At 59.3% G+C, this 17,851-nt stretch carries 11 protein-coding genes and 2 pseudogenes; 1 reads left to right on the top strand and 12 read right to left on the bottom strand.

Annotated elements, in window-relative coordinates; translation table 11 throughout:
- Positions 1-88 precede the first annotated feature (88 nt).
- The 5 genes from CU669_RS15780 to CU669_RS15760 form a co-directional block, all read right to left on the bottom strand.
- A complete protein-coding gene (locus CU669_RS15780; RefSeq protein WP_112146437.1) occupies positions 89-1,117 on the bottom strand; it encodes an amidohydrolase family protein in 1,029 nt (342 codons plus the stop codon).
- Complete coding sequence (locus tag CU669_RS15775; protein ID WP_112146435.1) at positions 1,114-2,205, bottom strand: 4-oxalomesaconate tautomerase; 1,092 nt, start codon at positions 2,203-2,205, stop codon at positions 1,114-1,116. Before CU669_RS15775 ends, CU669_RS15780 begins: the two co-directional genes overlap by 4 nt.
- 78 nt (positions 2,206-2,283) lie before the next feature.
- Positions 2,284-3,204: a LysR substrate-binding domain-containing protein gene (locus CU669_RS15770; RefSeq protein ID WP_112146433.1), complete on the bottom strand. Its 921-nt coding sequence runs from the start codon at positions 3,202-3,204 to the stop codon at positions 2,284-2,286.
- A gap of 346 nt (positions 3,205-3,550) precedes the next feature.
- On the bottom strand, positions 3,551-4,828 hold the full coding sequence (locus CU669_RS15765) for a site-specific integrase (protein WP_112146431.1): 1,278 nt from the start codon (positions 4,826-4,828) through the stop codon (positions 3,551-3,553).
- A gap of 89 nt (positions 4,829-4,917) precedes the next feature.
- Positions 4,918-5,457, bottom strand: a complete 540-nt coding sequence (locus CU669_RS15760; RefSeq protein WP_112146429.1) for a helix-turn-helix domain-containing protein — start codon at positions 5,455-5,457, stop codon at positions 4,918-4,920.
- A gap of 328 nt (positions 5,458-5,785) precedes the next feature.
- Between CU669_RS15760 and CU669_RS15755 the strand changes: the two genes are divergently transcribed.
- Entirely contained in the window at positions 5,786-7,471 is a 1,686-nt protein-coding gene (locus CU669_RS15755) for a methyl-accepting chemotaxis protein (RefSeq protein WP_239988744.1), read from the top strand.
- Between the two features lie 79 nt (positions 7,472-7,550).
- Here the strand turns inward: CU669_RS15755 and CU669_RS15750 are convergent.
- The 7 genes and pseudogenes from CU669_RS15750 to CU669_RS15725 form a co-directional block, all read right to left on the bottom strand.
- A pseudogene (locus CU669_RS15750) lies at positions 7,551-8,405 on the bottom strand (IS256 family transposase); the annotation flags it as partial.
- Positions 8,393-8,488 (bottom strand): annotated as a pseudogene (locus CU669_RS22145) (IS481 family transposase); the annotation flags it as partial. The pseudogenes CU669_RS15750 and CU669_RS22145, both read right to left, overlap by 13 nt.
- A 388-nt stretch (positions 8,489-8,876) precedes the next feature.
- On the bottom strand, positions 8,877-9,767 hold the full coding sequence (locus CU669_RS15745; RefSeq protein WP_161539680.1) for a response regulator: 891 nt from the start codon (positions 9,765-9,767) through the stop codon (positions 8,877-8,879).
- A 66-nt stretch (positions 9,768-9,833) separates the two neighbouring features.
- On the bottom strand, positions 9,834-14,450 hold the full coding sequence (locus tag CU669_RS15740) for a PAS domain-containing hybrid sensor histidine kinase/response regulator (RefSeq protein ID WP_161539679.1): 4,617 nt from the start codon (positions 14,448-14,450) through the stop codon (positions 9,834-9,836).
- Positions 14,451-14,487: 37 nt separating this feature from the next.
- Entirely contained in the window at positions 14,488-15,132 is a 645-nt protein-coding gene (locus CU669_RS15735) for a histidine phosphatase family protein (RefSeq protein ID WP_112146423.1), read from the bottom strand.
- A 23-nt stretch (positions 15,133-15,155) separates the two neighbouring features.
- Positions 15,156-16,307: a response regulator gene (locus CU669_RS15730; RefSeq protein ID WP_112146421.1), complete on the bottom strand. Its 1,152-nt coding sequence runs from the start codon at positions 16,305-16,307 to the stop codon at positions 15,156-15,158.
- A 63-nt stretch (positions 16,308-16,370) separates the two neighbouring features.
- On the bottom strand, positions 16,371-17,471 hold the full coding sequence (locus tag CU669_RS15725) for a sensor histidine kinase (protein ID WP_112146419.1): 1,101 nt from the start codon (positions 17,469-17,471) through the stop codon (positions 16,371-16,373).
- Positions 17,472-17,851: the final 380 nt, after the last annotated feature.

The following is a 17,851-nucleotide window of genomic DNA, read 5'->3' as shown; positions in this document are numbered from 1 at the left end:
CGCCGGGCGGGTTTCTCCGAAACCCTTGGCTCCCGCGCCACGTGGCGCGCCGGCCCTTGGCCGCAACTCCTCGCTTTAGGCTCGTCGGTCAGAGCCCCTTGGCCTTCAGCGCCGCATCCAGGCGGGGATAGACCCTGCGCGCATTGCCCTCATAGACCTTGAAGCGGTCTTCCGCCGACAGGTTCAGGGTCGCTTCGATATAGCGCTTGGTGTCGTCGTAATAATGCCCGGTCTCGGGGTCGATGCCGCGCACGGCGCCGATCATCTCCGAGGCGAACAGGATGTTGTCCACCGGGATCACCTTGGTCAGCAGGTCGATGCCAGGCTGGTGGTAGACGCAGGTGTCGAAGAAGATGTTGTTCAAGAGATGCTCGCGCAACAGCGGCTTCTTCAGCTCCTGCGCCAGTCCCCGGAAGCGGCCCCAGTGATAGGGCACCGCGCCGCCGCCATGGGGGATGACGAATTTCAGGGTGGGGAAGTCCTTGAACAGGTCCGAGGTCAGGCATTGCATGAAGGCGGTGGTATCGGCGTTCAGGTAATGGGCGCCGGTGGTATGGAAACAGGCGTTGCACGAGGTCGAGACGTGGATCATGGCGGGCAGGCCGTATTCCACCATCTTCTCGTAGATGGGATACCAGTGACGGTCCGACAGCGGCGGCGAGGTCCAGTGGCCGCCGGACGGATCGGGATTGAGGTTGATGCCGACGAAGCCGTACTCCCTGACGCATTTGTCGATCTCGGCGACGCAAGTCTCAGGGGAGACGCCGGGCGATTGCGGCAGCATGGCGGCGCCGATGAAATTGTCGGGGAACAACCCCGCCACCCGGGCGCACAGCTCGTTGCAGATGGCGGCCCAGGTGGAACTGGTCTGGAAATCGCCGACATGGTGGGCCATGAAGCTGGCGCGCGGGCTGAAGATGGTGAGGTCGGAACCGCGCTCCTTCATCTTGGCCAACTGGTTGGTCTCGATGGTTTCGCGCAGCTCGTCGTCGCTGATCTTCAGCTCCGAGGCCTTGGGGGCCTGGGACGGATCCTTGAGGGCGGCGATCTGGCGGTTGCGCCAGTCTTCCAGCGCCTTGGGTGCGGTGGTGTAGTGGCCGTGGATGTCGATGATCATGCGCGATGTCCTTCCCAGACGGAGGCGGGAACCATGACCTCGCCGCGCATCAACAGGCGGGCGGTGCGCAGCAGGGCGGCGCGGGTCACGGCCTGCGGATTGGCGGGGTCGAGGCCGAGTTCGACGCTGAACTCGCCCGAGGGGTGCTCGACGGCGACGGTCTTGACCAAGCCTTCCGGCATCACGGCGATGCCGTCGGCCACCGAGCCGTCCAGGGCGCAGGCGGTCGCCACCGTGACGGCGGCCAGCACGCCGATGGAATCGTGGCAGACATGGGGGATGAAGCAACGGGTGCCGATGGCGCCGCCTGCCAGCGGCGGCGCGATCAGGCACATCTTGGGGTAGTTCTTGTCCGTCACGTCGCCCAGGCCCATCCGATGGCCCGCCTTGAGGCGCAGCGCCTCGATCCTGGTCTTCAGCGCGGTGTCGGCGTTCATCTGTTCCACGCTCTCGGAGCCGGTGCGGCCCATGTCGGCGGCGCGGAACAGGACCATGGGCATGCCGTTGTCGATACAGGTGACCGCCAGCCCGTCCATGTCGTCGCGGACATTGCCGGTGGGCAGCAGGCCGGAACAGACGGACCCGGCGGTATCGAGAAAATTGATGGTGATGGGCGAAGACGTGCCGGGCACGCCGTCGATCCTGGCGTCTCCCTCATAGGCGACGCGGCCGCCGGGGGTGCGCACCGTGATGTCGCACTGCATGTCGGTGTTCAGCGTCAGCACGCGGAGCGTCGTGGTCTCGCCTTGCGCCGCGACGATGCCGCGTTCCAGGGCGAAGGGCACCACGGCGGCCAGCATGTTGCCGCAGTTGGGGGTGGTGTCGACCGTATCCTTGTCGGGCTGCAATTGGGCGAACAGGAAATCGAGATCGACCCCCGGCGCAGCACTCTTGCGCACGATGCCCACCTTGCTGGTCAGCGGATGGGCGCCGCCCATTCCGTCGATCTGGCGCCGGTCGGGCGAGCCCATGACCGCCAGCAGCACGCGGTCGCGCAGCGCGGTGTCGGCGGGCAGGTCGGACTCCAGGAAGAACGGCCCTCGCGAAGTGCCGCCGCGCATGAACAGGCAGGGGATCGGGGTTTGCACTGTCGGCCTCCCAGCATTCGACGCTGCCATAGTGGCAAATTCATCGGGTCCGAGTTAGCCCCCCGCCGCCACTATCAGCTATCGCAATTTGCTATGGCCGCCACGCGCGCCTTCACCGGCCGCGGCCACCAGATCGCGCAGCAGGCGCATGGCCCGGCGGCCCAGGGGGGTGATGGGCTTTTGCGCCGATTGGGCCAGGAACAAGGTGCTGGTCAGGCTGGGTTTGACCAGCGGGCGCAGGCGGAAGTCGTTCGGCCGCCCCGAGGCGGCCAAAGCGGTCTCGGTCAGGACGGCATGGCCATAGCCGGCCGTGACGAGATCGAGAATGGACGGCACGGCGGAGACTTCCAACACCACGTTCAGCTTGAGGTCGGCGAAGGCCGCCTGCGTCTCCAGCAGCTTGCGCATGGAATGGGTGCGCTCGGGCAGGATCAGCGGGAAGCCGACCAGATCCGCCAGCGACAGCGGCAGGGCTTCGCCCGGCGCGGCGGGGCTGATCAGGCCCAGCGCCTCGTCCAGCACGGGGGTTGCTTCGATGGCGGGATTGGGCTCGGGATTGTGGACAAGGCCCATATCGACCCGCCCGGTGGCGATCCATTCGGTGAGATGGGTGGATAGCCCTTCGACGATGGCCAGGCGCGCCTTGGGCAAGGTGCGGCGGAAACCCTCCACCAGCGGCAGGGTCAGGCGGCGTCCGATACTGGGCGGCAGGCCGATGACGATGCGTCCGGCCGGTTCATCGCGGGTGGACTCGATGTCCTCGGTGGCGCGGGCCACCAATTGCAGGATACCGATGCTGTGATCGAACAGGCGCTGTCCCACCTCGGTCAGCACCACGCCGCGCCCGGTGCGGGTCAGCAGAGTGGCGTTCAAGTCGGTTTCCAGCAGGCGCACTTGGCGCGACAGCGCGGGCTGGGCGATGTTGATGATCATCGCCGCCTTGCTGAAACTGCCCAGTTCGGCGACCCGGACGAAGTATTCGAGCTGTTTGAGATTCATCTTTCCACCGCGGAAGGCGCCGCCGACTTTGATGATGTCACGACTGGTCCCGCCCGTCGAATGAAGTCATTCGTCGAACGGGCGGCAAGGCCAAAGGCCGCAGCACCAACCGGCGTGTCATCGCGTCTTGAGATTTCTGAAAATCAAGAGGTAGATGGTGGGCGATGCAAGGATTGAACTTGCGACCCCTCCCGTGTGAAGGCGGCGATAGATTGTAACTTCAATCCCTTACGTTTTTTTGCGATGACCGGAGAGTGCAGTTTAGAGCCGTGTGTTTACCTGGTTTCGGGACAATTGTCCTGATTCAATCAGTCGGATATTCCTGGATTTCCGGACAAGGGTGATGTCAGGCGGCCGCTTCCTTGGACAGGAGGAGGGCGGTAGTGGGCTGCCAGTCGATCCGCTGAATATGCTCATCCAAGGCCACTGCATCGGCGACGTCGGCCGCCGCAGTCAGGTCGGCATGGGCATAAGTACGTCTCAGCGTTGCGGCGGACGTATTGAGGATCAAAGCGATATCTTCGAATGCCTTGCCGCTCTGGGCCATCCACGAGACGAAGGTGTGCTTCATAATGTGGCCAACCACGTCTTCGGAGGGATCAACGCTCTTCAGGCCAGCCTTTTCGATGGCGGCGCGCACGGATTTCTTCACGTTTCCAGCCTGCCGCCCACGGAATTCGATGACATAGTTTGAACAGGCAACCTGCTTGGCATTCCACAATTCACGTCGCAGTTCCGGTGTCATCTGAATCAGCGGGCGCTTCTTATTGTTGTCAGCTGCGACTTGGCCGAAGTCGATGAGGTTCCGATCGAAATCGATCTGATCCCAGCGCAGTTGTTCGATTGCTTCCTTCCTGGCGCCAGTCGCCAAAGCAATACGAAAAAACAACCGGATATGGGGCAGGTGGCAACTGGCGATCAGCGTGGCCGCTTCGGTTTTGGTCAACCACCGGATCCGGGCCCGGGCACCAGACACAGGCATGGTGAAGGCCGGGGCTTCAACACCTCCAAGCCAACGGTTGCGGTCATCTTTTTCGGCCCAGCGCAAGGCAGCGCGCAGGATCACCAATTCTTTTTCAATAGTTGCGTCAGCAATTCTGCGGATAACTTGGCCGGTGGATCTCCGGGAGATGCCGGCGTCCCTACGGCGAATGGCGTATTCCTCGACCACTGATTGGCTGATGTGGCTAGGCCGCAATGGGCCAAAATATTCCTTCAAATGCTTCATGACGAAGCGATCATTGCCGATGGTGGTAATTTCGGCTTCAGCCCGTTTGGAGGCCAAGTTGGCCTGCGTATGCGCTTCGGCTTCGTCTATCCCTTGCTTCAGAAGGGCGATTCGGGTCTCGCCATAAACCGCGCGATTTTTCTTCTTCTTCAATTCCTTAAGGCGGCTGACCTCATATCCCTCAAGGATGTGCTTGATCAGCACATCTGCGCTTGCCGACGGAATGCCAGCTTTTACGCGATGGGCGGCTGTTGCCTTGCCAGCTTCGTACTGAGCCAGCGCACGCCGAGCCTCGCCTTCGTCCCGGGTGCCGCAGGCGATCTTCTGGCCTTCATCGACGATGTACCAGCTGGCTCCCCGTAGTACGAGCCGCGGTGGCTTCGATGCTCGTCCCATGGCGGACCTCCATCAAGAAGTGAAGGCGCCATTGTAGCATGAATCAGATTTCAGGACAGATTTCAGGACAAAAAATGTCCTGGAATCTGCTAGAGGCCCTTTCCAACCTTGCGGCCATCAGCCCCCAGGGTGAAGAAATCGGGCTTGAGCTGCGGGCGAGGGGAGGAACCACGACCTTCCTCGATGATGGCGCAAGGAGGATTCGAAGGCTGCCGAACTGACGGCCGGACACCCTGGGTAAACAAGCGATCCAGGAAGATGAGCCAGTCGTTGCGGTGGATCCGGTATTCGGTTCCGCCGGGCAAGATTCCAGCCCGCACAAGGCCAGACTTGATCCATTCGTAAACGGTTTTGCGCTGGACCTGGAGCTCGTCAGCTGCCTGGCGCACGGTCATATAGGTGGATGCCGCCGACGTTGTGCGAGGAATCTGGACCACGGCCCCAATGGCCGTAACGGTACCAAAGCTTGCGGCAGGGTTCTCGGTGAACTGGACCGCGATCAGATGGTTTGAAAGGGTTGGCCCGAGTGAAAGTTGAGAAAAAATTTTCCGGGTTGTCATGATGAAATTCACGCGCTGTTTCAATCCAATCAGTATGGCGATTTGAATTGTTTTGGGCCAGTTGATCAAGTTGATGACATGTTGTTTTCTGCACGGCCCTTGTTCGGATGGGTTGAACTGCCTTTATCTTCCCGCAGGTCCCGTACACACGGCTCCGACCGCTTTGCGCCCCATGCGGTTATCCAATAGCTCACACGCACCGCTCGAAAGCGGTCATTGGGGTGACTGCTGGAAATGTCGCTGATGTGCCATGTTCAGCCCTTCAAACCCATCCGCACGGTGGGTAGCCGTGAGCCTCACCTCTTCCCGCCCCCATTTACATCAGCTACATTAGTGATAGGAATTATTCTAGATAAAATTGCCCTACATTTTCAATGTGGCTTCCCTGGGGGATGTGATGGCTTTCCACTGGAACATTGCTCGGCGACTGACCGCCCTGACCGCCATTATGCTGACGATCTTGATCGCCACCAGTGGGTTCGGCGTTCACGGGTTGAGCCGAATGCACGACAGCTTCAAAGGGGTCGCCCAGGATACCACCACGGCGCTTAGCGACCTTTCCGGGGTCGTCGACGCCCTTCACCGCATCCGCATACGGACGGTCACTGCCACGGTGGAACGCGACTCTGCCAAGGTGGCGGCGCTGAGGGACGAGTTCAAAAAGCAGATGAGTGATCTGGACAAGGCGTGGGCGAGCTATACATCTTCCAAGATGACTGCTCAAGAGGCGGCCCTGGCTCGGGACGCTGAGGCTGGGTTCAAGTCATATCGCGGCTACCTGACTGCCAATTGGGACCGCATCTCTGCCGGTGACCTGGAAGGTGCGCGTAGCGATTTGCTGGGACCGGGAACTGAGCAGTTTCGCAAGGCCGCCACCCCCCTCCGCAAACTGATGGACTACCAGCGAGAAGAAGCCAACGCTTCCTTCTTGGAGGGGGAGGCTAACTATGTAGCTGATCGGACCGTCAGCTTTAGCCTCGTGGGCCTTGGCATCATTCTCGGCGTGGTGTTGTCGGTCCTGATTTCTCGCTCGGTTTCCGTGCCCATTCACCAGATCACCACGGTCATGCAGAGCCTTGCCCAAGGCGATGTTTCAATCACCGTGTTTGGTACTGAGCGAAAAGATGAGGCTGGACAGATTGCCCGTTCGGTCGAGGTTTTTAAACGCAATGCCATAGACAAATCTCGCGTCGAGAAAGAGGCAGCCGACGCCAAGCTGCGGGCTGATCAGCAGCTTCGTTCGGAAATGCAGCGCCTTGCCGGGGAGTTCGAGTCCAGTGTCGCCATGGTGGTGGACAATGTCGCTGGCGCATCTTCCGATATGGAACTGACAGCTCAAACCATGTCCTCTCTATCCGGGCAGGTTTCAGCCCAGGCCAATGCTGTCGCAGCCGCGTCAGAACAAGCAAGTTCCAATGTTCAGACCGTTGCCGCTGCCGCCGAGGAGCTATCGGCCTCGGTTTCGGAGATTGGTAGGCAAGTGAGCGATGCGGCACGCGTTTCACGCAATGCGGTTGATGAGGCGACTCACGCGGATGCAATCGTCCATGGTCTGTCTGAAGCGGTCGGACGAATTGGTGAAGTTGTCAAACTCATCAACGACATTGCCAGCCAAACCAACCTACTCGCCTTAAACGCGACTATTGAGGCTGCTCGTGCGGGTGAGGCTGGCAAGGGTTTCGCCGTGGTAGCCAACGAGGTCAAGAGCCTTGCCAATCAGACTGCACGGGCGACCGATGAGATTGCACAGCAGATCAATACCGTTCAGACCGAGACGGGTCGTGCCGTCGAGGCAATTCAAAGCGTCAATTCAACCATCGGCCGGATTGATGAAATTTCATCGGCGATTGCATCTGCCGTGGAGCAGCAATCAGCAGCAACGCAGGAGATCGCCCGCAACGTGGAAGAGGCTGCCCGGGGCACCCAAGAGGTTTCCTGCAACATTGGCGGAGTCACATCGGCTGCCAGCGAAACCGGACAGTCCTCAGCCATGGTTCTTTGTGCTGCGCAGAAACTCTCTTCGGAGTCCGCGTCGCTCCGTCGATTGGTCGGGGATTTCGTCACCAAGGTCCGCAATGGCTAATCAGCCTTGGGATCGTGTCCCATGGATTGGTGTAACAGCACGGTCGCCGTTTGATCTCCGGCGGGCTTGGCCGGTTTGATCAGGCTGCCGCGACGGGCGGCAGGCTCACCAGGGGATCATCGCCCAAGGTGGCGACGGATTCCAGGGTCATGTAGCGGGCTCGCTGGACGGCCCATTCGTCGTTCTGCTCCAAGAGGATGGCGCCGATCAGGCGGGTGATGGCGTTCTCGTTGGGGAAGATGCCGACCACCTCGGTCCTGCGCTTGATCTCGCCGTTGAGGCGCTCGATGGGGTTGGTGGAGTGCAGCTTGGTGCGATGGGCGGGTGGGAAGTCCATGTAGGCCAGGACATCCATCTCGGCATCGTCCAGCAACTCGGCCAGTTTGTGGGCCCTGGGTCGCAGCTGATCAGCCACCTGTCGCCATTGGGCGTGGGCGGCGGTGGCGGTGTCCTGGGCGAAAGCGGTTCCGATGAAGGCGGAGACCACCCGTCGCCCCTGCTTGCCGGCATGGGCCAGGACGTTGCGCATGAAGTGGACGCGGCAACGCTGCCAAGTGGCGCACAGCACCTTGGACACGGCGGCCTTGATGCCTTCATGGGCGTCGGAGACCACCAGCTTGACCCCGCGCAGGCCGCGCCGCGCCAGCTTGCGCAGGAAGTCTGTCCAGAAGGTCTCGGCCTCCGAGGGACCGATAGCCATGCCCAGCACCTCGCGCCGCCCGGCGGCATTGGCGCCGACGGCGATGATCACCGCCACGCTGACGATGCGGCCGTCCTGGCGCACCTTGACATAGGTGGCGTCGAGCCAGAGATAGGGCCAGTCGCCCTCGATGGGGCGCTCCAGGAAGGTGGCGATCTTGCCGTCGATCTCGGCGCACAGGCGCGAGACCTGGCTCTTGGAAATGCCGCTCATGCCCATGGCCTTGACCAGATCGATCTCAGGCTCTCTTGACTATTTTGTATTGCTCGACGGATTGCCTCTGTCGTGGTGGCGCAGCCGTGTAGAATCTGGCCCATAGTGCTTCCTTCCATTCCTGCGAAGAAAATGCACCATCAAAGCCTGGGATCAAACATCTAGACATCACTCTCGACGGCCACGCCCATCTGCGCAGCAGAGCTTCAATGGGCCGACACCTATTAGAGTCGGCTTTGCGCCCATGGTGGTCATTCAGCAGCCCGAATGCTGCGCTCGAAAGCGGCCATTGAGGTGGTTGCCGGGAATGTCGCTGATGTGCCATGACCGGACATAGTCAGCACCCGTTGCACGACGACCAAGCCTCTCGGCCTCGACGAGGATGGGAACTGCCTTCACCATTGTTGTCCGTTCGCCAGGTTCCTCATCACAAACATCCTGGCTGAATATTCCCCTGGCCTGATCGTGTCTCTTAATGGTGATAGAAAGCTCTTAACAATCGCGCCGGGCGGGAGCCCTCGCCATGACGACGTTGCCTCGTCCCTGATATTCCAAGCGGGAGAAGCTGGCGGCGTTCGCCATGGCGATGCCGCGACCATGCAGGTCGAAGGCGCGCGCGGGCTCCATTTGCATGAAGCGTCCGGGATCGAACCCAACACCCTCGTCCGAAATCACGAAAACAACGTCATCGCAATCGTGGGACGCGCGGACGCGCGCCACGCGGCTTGACCACGGCGCGACGCCGAGACGGCGGCTTATCTCCTGTTCCCAACGCCATGTCTTCCGCAATTCCGATTTCTCGGTATAGCTGATGCCGAGATTGCCGTGTTCGACCGCGTTGATCATCAATTCCAGTAGCCCCATGCCGACATCGTCGGGCCTGTCGCAGAGCTCGGCGAGAACGGCGGCCAATGAGCGAACATCATCCAGCGTTCGAAACATGAAATCGCCGCTTGTCATAAGCGACAAGGCCACGGCGACGTTGGCCTTGCAGTCCCTCAGGCTCTTGCGTTCGGCGATGTCTGCGACAATTCCGGCCACCAGCGGGCAAAGCAGGTCCGGATAAACGGGCTTGCACAGATAGTAGTGGGCTCCGGCCTCCAAGCCTTCCCGTATTTCGTCCTGCGACGAGGCGGAGGTCTGGATGATCACCGGAATTCCGGATAAGGCGGCGACGCCCTTCATGCGGCGAAGCAGGCCAAGCCCATCCAGACGCGGCATGACCCGGTCCAGCAGAACCAGGTCATGCTTGTAGGAGTTCAATTTGTCCCAAGCGTCCTCGCCGTCGACAGCAAGGTCAACGCTGTAACCGGCGCCGATCAAGGTCTCGGAGAGTAGTTCTAGACAGATTGGGTCGTCATCCACGACGAGAATGCAGGTCATGCCCCCTCCTTGCCGGGGAATCGACGTCCCCGTCTCCAAAATCGGACGCCTACCCAGGCTGAACATTCATTGCTCGGATCCGCCCCGAACGGCACTTCTGAGCAGAGCCAAGGCCTCCTCAAAGGCGAAGTCTTCGATGTTCTGAGCGATCGCTGCGAATTGACAGCCAATCGCCGCGCGGAAAACGGCTTCATTTTCGCGATAGAGATTTCCCGCCGACATGTCGTCCATGGACAGAAGTTCGTCAAGTCGCCGCAAGAGAGTACTGGCCTCGGCCTTGTCCACGTCGCCGCCAACTGGCCGCTCGCGACTTTCGGTGGCTTGCGGGGCCGCCACCACGGGCCGCAGCCGGTCGCGCATGGCCTGGAATTCAACTTCGAGCAGCCGCGCCTTGTCAGCGATGTCAGCGGGCGCGTCGCCCGAGGCATTCTTGAGAGCAGCTTCAATCTCAGCGGCGATCCTCCGGAGACCTTCAATTCCCAGGGTCGCCGACATTCCCTTCAGGGTATGGGCAATCCTATGCGCCGCATGAATATCCCCCGAGGAGAGGGCCTGAATCAGATGATTGCCATCCTGATTTTCAATGAACTTCGCCAAGAGCCGGAGATAAAGGTCCAAACGCCCATTGGCCGCTTTGAGGCCTGCGGCGACGTCAAGGCCGTCGATCGAAGACAGCCGGTCGCGGGCAAGGCCGTAATCCACGTCGTCAGCCTTGGTGTCGCGGGAAGACGACGGGCGAAATCCGTCTTTGCGGTCGGCCGTCGCCGGAAGCCATTTCAGCAATGCGAGGTAAAGAGCCTCAGGGTCCACCGGCTTCGCAATGTGATCGTTCATGCCCGCGTCGAGACAGGCATTGCGGTCTTCATCAAAAGCATTTGCCGTCATAGCCAAGATGGGCGTTTTCACGTGGTTCGGAAGCTTTCGAATCGCGCGTGTCGAAGCCAATCCATCCATGTTCGGCATCTGCATATCCATCAAGATGACGTCATATTGGCCTTGGGCTGCCTTATCCAGTGCGACCTGGCCATCTTCCGCAACATCGACATCAAGGCCGACGGCACAAAGAAGTTCGACAGCGACCTCCTGGTTCACCAGATTGTCCTCTGCAAGCAGAACACGGCCGCCGCGGCGATGCAGAAGGACGGATTCGGCTTCTCCCGCGGCGAGCCCGCCCATGATCGTATGCTTGCCGGAAAGCGTGTCCTGCAAGCCATCGAAAAGCCGGGACGGCGTCAATGGCTTCAGCAACATATTGTGATACCCGGTCTCGGCCAGCACATCGGCGGAGACGCTATCGCCATAGGCAGTGACCAGCATCCTTGCAGGCTGACGCGAGATGGGCAGCAAGAACAATCGCCGCCCCAATTCAAGCCCATCCATCCCAGGCATCTGCCAATCGATCAGAAGAATGTCGAATGGCTTTTTGGAGGCGTCGGCTTCTTCCACAGCGGCGAGAGCGGAAACGCCATCAGCAACAGCCGAAACCTGCAGACCAAGCATTTCCAGCATGCCGACATGGGCCTCTAGGGCATCACTGAGATCATCAACCACAAGAGCCCGCAGGCCGCTCGCCTCTACTCGCTTGGATGGAAAATTCCCACCACCCAGGGGAAATGATAAGGGAACTTCGATCCAGAAGGAGCTTCCTTGGCCAAATTCGCTGTCTACGCCGATTCGCCCCCCCATCATCTCGGTCAAACGCTTGGAGATCGCAAGACCGAGACCAGTACCTCCATACTTCCGGGAAGTCGATGAGTCGGCTTGCTCAAATGCCTGAAACAAACGCGCTTGCTGCTCGGTCGTAAGGCCGATACCGGTATCGGAAACCTCAAATCTGGCCACGAGGCCATTGTCATCGCGGCTTACTACAGAGCCTCGAAGCGCAATGCTTCCCGATTCCGTGAACTTAACGGCGTTGCTGGCAAAATTGAGTAGAACCTGTCCAATCCGCAGGCCGTCGCCATGAAGATTTGCCGGAAGGGCATGCATGGAGACCACGAGTTCCAGCCCTTTGGCTTCTGCCTTATCATGGACAAGAGTGCATACGGTCTCGATCATATGCTCGATCTCGAAATCGGTATTTTCGAGTTGGAGCTTCCCGGCTTCGATTTTAGAGAGGTCAAGAATATCGTTGATGATATTGAGCAGATGGCGAGCCGCCGTGGATACCTTATCCAGCCTTGTTCTTTGCGTTTTGTCAGCAATATCGCGTTGCAGCAGATGGGTGAGCCCAATGATCGCGTTCATGGGCGTGCGTATTTCGTGACTCATGTTTGCAAGGAAGTCTGATTTCGCCCGAGCCGCATCCTCGGCCAGCATGCGCGCTCTCTGCATTTCCTCCATAAGTGCATGTTCTTGAGTAATGTCGTCGATGACCCAGACGGATCCCTGGGTCGGGTCTCGGGCATCAACGGCATGGGCTGTCAAGCGCGCCCAAAATAGGCTGCCGTCCTTGCGCAGCAATTGCTGCTCGCGGCGATGGGTCTGGCCCTGCCAAATTTCCTCGTAGGCCTCGCCGCCGCCGCCGATCCAACTGTCCTCGTCGGTGTACCAGATCCGCTTGGGCTTCCCGACCATCTCGCCATCGGGCCAGCCGAAGATCTCGTGCAGCTTTCGATTGCAGCGCTCCAGGATCCGATTTTTAATCAGGACGATGCCGGAGGTTGCCGAGTCCAGGATTGCCTGCTGTTCGGCAAAGGCCAACCGCAACGCTTCGGCGGATTTGCGCTCATCGGTTATGTCCTCGAAAATGGCGACAATGCCTTCGTTGGGCGCGGCGGCATTGAGGGCCTGCACCGCAAGTCGGGTCCAGAACGGCGAGCCGTCCTTCTTGCGAAACTGCTGATCGCATTCGTAGGTTTCGCCTTGCCCAACCTGCTCGTAGATCTCATGCCCAAGCCGCTCCCAGTCGTCATCATCCAAATACCAAACACGGGTCTGTTGCCCCTCCAACTCCCCGAGGCCGTAGCCGAACATTTTGTCGAGACTTCGATTGCAACGAATAACGACCCGGTCCCGGATGAGAGCAATGCCGACCCCGGATGCGTCAAAGATCGCCTTCTGTTCCTGATTGGCAATGGAGAGAGCGTTGGTTCGCTCTGCGACCATCAGCTCAAGGTGATCCTTGTGAAGCTCCAACTCCCGCATCATCTGCTTTTTGTCGGTGACGTCTTCCTTGATTGCAAGGTAATGGGTGATTTCGCCATCCGCCTGACGGACCGGGGCGATATGGGCGAATTCGACATATTCGCTGCCGTCCTTGCGGCGATTAACAAGTTCGCCGTGCCAAGACTCACCTTGGCTCAACTTCGCCCACATATCCTTGAATGTTTCTGGAGGAGTTAGGCCAGACTGAAGAACACGAGGGTTACTACCTATCACCTCATCGCGGCTGAAACCCGTGTTGCGGACAAAAGCGCCATTAACGTATTCGATCTTTGGCTCAAGATCCGTAATAACAATGCTTTCTGGGCTTTGTTCAACCGCCATAAAAAGCTTTCTTAAAGTGCCCTCTTGTTTCTTCTTCTCAGTTACGTCCTCCTTGATTCCGACATAGTGACTGACGCGCCCATCGGACTGACGAAGGGGAACGATGGTTGCTATCTCGGTCCGTTCCCGCCCGTCTCGGGTAAGATTGATAAATTCCCCTGACCAAGTTTCCCCCCTCGTCAATGCGTCCCACATGGCTCTGTAGGTCGAATTTGGCGTCCTCTTTGATTTGAGGATGCGGGGATTGCGGCCAATCACCTCTTCCCGGCTGTAACCCGAGTTTCGGATGAAGGCGTCATTCACGTATTCGATCTTGCCATTGAGGTCTGCGATCACGACTGGATTCGGGCTTTGCTCGACAACCAGGGAAAGCTTGCGGAGTTCGGCCTGCGACTTTTCCTGCGACACCAGAGCATCCCGAAACGTAAGGATGGCTTGGGCCATGTCCCGCAATATGCTGTGGCGGTTCGCGCTGATCCCTTGAACTTCGGGCAAGGAGGCAGAGGCGACATCGCCTTGCGCCAGATCGTGAAGTGCAGAACTCAGGCTGGATACACGCCGCGCCATCCAGCTTCCTACCAGAACCCAAAGAATCAGCAGCGCCCCAATCAGGATTCCCCCATTCACCATGATGCGCGCCGCCTGCCCCTCAAAGCTGGCTGACTGCGCCTCTCCCTGACGAGCCGCCGCCTCGGCGACGCCCCGCGCGATGGCATGGGTGTGCTCGGACAGCGCGAGATAGCTGTTGGCGGCCTGATAGGCGAACTTCATGGCCCCCGGAGGATCGACGGCAGCGAGGTCTGTCGCCTGGATGATGAACTTTCGGTAGGCGTCAAAATCGATCCTGGCGTCTTCGGCTTCATTCAGCAATCCGACGTCAAGCCGCAGATTTGGAAGTAATTTCTCCAGTTCGGCCAAGCGATTGACCACCTCGCTATGGACGCGATAGGTCGTAGCCTCGTCAAGCTTTCCGTCACTCGCCATTTCCAGCGTCGATCCGACCAGGCGCTGGATGCTGGCAACCTCTTCATTGATATGCGTGGCCGAAGCAACCCGCTCCAATTCCCGGCCTTGCAGGATGCTGACCATCCTGTGGCTTTCTCTAAGGCTATGAAAGGAGAGAAGATTCAGGGCTCCAGCCAAGACCGTAACCACAATAACCGGCGCAAGAATCACCACCAGATAGGGCGACATCCGGGCTGGACGGAAAGTCATGCTGTCACCCAAATGGCTATTGTTGCAGGTTAGGCCACAGAGACGGCGGAATGCTGCCGATGTAATCGAATTCGCCATTGCCCTTGGGACGGAACACCACCAGGGTTCCTTCCTTGGGGAAATAACCGATCAGGTCCATCAGGTTCGGCGCATGGGCGATCAGGAGCCGATTCACTCCATTGGCGACCGGCGCCGAAAGAAGGCGGCGGGTATTGGCGATGATTGGCTGCTTTTCGGCATCCGTCAAATTCGCCGTGTAAAGCAACTCATTGTCGAGTGTGAACGCTTGGTTTGGGAAAGCCGCCGCCACCGTGTCCTTGACCCGGCATAGCGGGCTGATGCGGATTTCTCCGATGGGAATGCGGGCCTTTCGAACTTCTTCGCCGACCTGGGTCGCCATTTTGAGCCCATCCTCGGTCAGCGGTCGTTGCGTGGAGCAGTCGTTGAGATCAACAGATGGATATCGATCCGGCTTGGTGTTGTCTGTGCGGCCATGGCGCATGTAAAGCGCCCAGCCTCCCCGGCGCAACTGCTCCAGGGTCTCCTTGGTGGCGGTGATCTCCTTGAACTTTGCCGCCTCGGCCGGAGCCGCGCCGGTAGCATCGGCATGGACGCGGACAGGGCCGAGGACGGCTGTCGCCACAAACAGGATGATGGCCATGCGGACAGTGATCGTCATCGCCTTTACTCCCCCTGCTCGGGATCCGCGTGGCGGCGAGCGATTTCAACAAAGTCATCGCGGCGCAACATGAAAGCGTCGACCACGTCGGGATCGAAATGCCGGCCACGTCCCTCGGCTATGATCGCGGTGGCGTCCTCCAGGCTCATAGCCAACTTATAGACCCGCCGACAAATCAGGGCGTCGAAGACGTCGGCCAGAGCCATCAATCGCGCCGAGACCGGAATGGCATCGCCGCTCAGGCCGTTAGGATAGCCGCTGCCATCCCATTTCTCATGATGGCTGATGGAAATCTCATGCGCGACTTTGAGGAATGAGAAGGCTTCACCGGCTTGGGCCGCCGTCTTGTTATCGGCCTGCGCCAGCGCCTGATCCATGGCCCGGCCAATGGCTTCGGCGCCGATCGCGGGATGCGTCTTCATCACCTCGAATTCGTCGGGCGTCAGCCGCCCGGGCTTGAGCAGAATCGCGTCGGGAATGCCAACCTTGCCGATGTCGTGCAGCGGCGCAGCCTTAACCACCATGCCGAGGCGTGTTCCGGCCAGAGCCTGGCGAAAGCGGGGGTGATCGGAAAGCCGCCGGGCCAGAAGATCGACATAGGCCTGCGTCCGAATGATGTGATGGCCGGTCTCGTTATCTCGGGCCTCTGCAAGACATGCTAGGGCGCGGACACTGAGGTCCTGGATGAGCAGATTTTCGCCCATGCGTCGCGCGACCTCTTGCTCTAACCAGTCATTCTGACTGGCCAGTCGGTCGCGCGAGCGCTTGAGCTCAAGATGGGTGCGAACCCGTGCCAGCACGATCGCGGGAACAATCGGTTTGGTGATGTAATCGACGGCCCCCAGGGCAAAGCCGCGCTCCTCATCCTCGGTCGCATTCATGGCGGTGATGAAGATCACGGGAATGTCATGAGTCTTGGCATCCGAACGGAGCTGCTCAAGGACCGCGTACCCGTCCATGCCTGGCATCATGACATCCAATAAAATGATGTCTGGGCGAGGAGTTGAGCCGACTATCCTTAAAGCTCGCTCGCCCGAATTGGCGACGCGGACTTGGTACAACGGCTGGAGAAGCTCCCCCAAGATGGTCAGATTCTGTGGGGTGTCGTCAACGATCAGGACGCTTGTCTGCGGATGCGGGCCCGAGTCCTGGTCCATAGGTGGATCCTTGTCATAGCCATGCACATGGCAAGTCGCCTAACCATAAACTTTCGACTTAGTCTATTCGGTTCTGCGAGGCAGTGAAAAGCATATTTTCACCCCTCTCTCATCACTATCTTCAATCCAGACCCGGCCCCTTGCGGCTTCGACAATTTTCTTTACTAGGGCAAGGCCGATGCCCGTTCCGGGCCTGTTAAAATCAGCATGAAGCCGTTCAAACAACCAGAATACTCGATCGCGGAATTCACATGGTATTCCTATGCCGTTGTCGGCAACCGAAAAGACAGCATCGGATCCATCGAGATTTGCCATGATGGTAATGTGGAGGTCGCGCTCCGGATCTCGGTAATCGATGGAATTGGTGATAAGCGCCCTGAAAATCGCAGTCAGTTGGTCAGAGTTCAGCCAAACGGACGGCATTTCAGCTCGAGTGATCTTGCCCCCGGCATCTTCTAGTCGGTGACCAACCTGTCTGATGGCGATATTCAGGGCATTCTCCGCATCACAGAGCGCGGAGGGATCTGGAGCCTGGCAGGCCGCGAGATACAGCACGACGTCATGAAGCATGGTCCGCAGCCGTACAGCCCCGTCCATTATCTGTGCCAGGGACATTTCAGCGGCCTCATTCAGAGGCTTCGGCAGTGACCGCTGTAGCAATTGCGCAAATGTGAACTGACGCCGAACCGGCTCTTGCAAGTGGTGCGCGAGTATTTCCAGAAGACGACTCAATTCCGCTTCAAGAACGACATTTTGGTCATACAGCCAATCGCGCGTTGCCTTCATATCCAAATGATTACGGACCCGCGCTTCGACGATGGCCGGACGGATCGGCTTCGTGATGTAGTCCACTGCGCCCAAGTCCAGCCCTTTACGCTCATCCTCCGTGCTATCCAGCGCGGTCACGAAAATCACTGGGATCTTTCGCGTCTCGGGATTTTCCCTGAGCCGCCGAAGGCACTCATAGCCATCCATAACCGGCATCATCACATCGAGCAGAATGAGGTCGGGTTGTGGATAGGCTAAGGCGATTTTTAACGCACGCTCGCCAGACGTCGCCACCTTAACCAAATATGATGGCTGCAATAACTCGCCAAGAACTTGGAGGTTCTCGGCAACGTCGTCGACGATGAGAACGACTGGACGCTCGCTTCTCATAACCATTTTAAGCTCAAAGAACCTGAATTAGAATGCATGGTAATGCTAAAGTGATTTTGCGGCAACAACGGCCTCGCGCGTTTGCGCTGTGGTTGTCTGGACGTGCGGATTGGGTCAAATCCCGCCGAAGCCATACGTGTTGGCAGCGCCCGCTTACACTATTTCCTTGTGGGACAACTGCCCTTCCGCTTCCGGCCCAACCAGGTCATTAGTGGGAGGCGCTCGCGTCTTCGGGCTTGGGAGGGCTATGGCGCAGGGGAGTATTCAGTGACCTGCCGTGGGAATCCTCCTCCAGTCTGAAGTAGAGTCCCGACTAAAGTTACGCCGTCTGGCGCGGGTTGAGCAATGGGGCCGGGCTCGGAGCCCCGGAGGGGCTTCGATTTCGG

Source organism: Paramagnetospirillum kuznetsovii (genome assembly GCF_003284725.1).
GTDB lineage: Bacteria > Pseudomonadota > Alphaproteobacteria > Rhodospirillales > Magnetospirillaceae > Phaeospirillum > Phaeospirillum kuznetsovii.
Note: the sequence above shows the minus strand (reverse complement) of the source record. Positions and strands in the feature narration are given on the sequence as shown.

What these genes read in the sequence shown, in the direction of transcription:
- CU669_RS15780 (WP_112146437.1), bottom strand. Translation starts at nt 1,117, where the DNA reads ATGATCATCGACATCCACGGCCACTACACCACCGCACCCAAGGCGCTG.
- CU669_RS15770 (WP_112146433.1), bottom strand. Translation starts at nt 3,204, where the DNA reads ATGAATCTCAAACAGCTCGAATACTTCGTCCGGGTCGCCGAACTGGGC.
- CU669_RS15765 (WP_112146431.1), bottom strand. Translation starts at nt 4,828, where the DNA reads ATGGGACGAGCATCGAAGCCACCGCGGCTCGTACTACGGGGAGCCAGC.
- CU669_RS15755 (WP_239988744.1), top strand. Translation starts at nt 5,786, where the DNA reads ATGGCTTTCCACTGGAACATTGCTCGGCGACTGACCGCCCTGACCGCC.
- CU669_RS15745 (WP_161539680.1), bottom strand. Translation starts at nt 9,767, where the DNA reads ATGACCTGCATTCTCGTCGTGGATGACGACCCAATCTGTCTAGAACTA.
- CU669_RS15740 (WP_161539679.1), bottom strand. Translation starts at nt 14,450, where the DNA reads ATGTCGCCCTATCTGGTGGTGATTCTTGCGCCGGTTATTGTGGTTACG.
- CU669_RS15735 (WP_112146423.1), bottom strand. Translation starts at nt 15,132, where the DNA reads ATGGCCATCATCCTGTTTGTGGCGACAGCCGTCCTCGGCCCTGTCCGC.
- CU669_RS15730 (WP_112146421.1), bottom strand. Translation starts at nt 16,307, where the DNA reads ATGGACCAGGACTCGGGCCCGCATCCGCAGACAAGCGTCCTGATCGTT.
- CU669_RS15725 (WP_112146419.1), bottom strand. Translation starts at nt 17,471, where the DNA reads ATGGTTATGAGAAGCGAGCGTCCAGTCGTTCTCATCGTCGACGACGTT.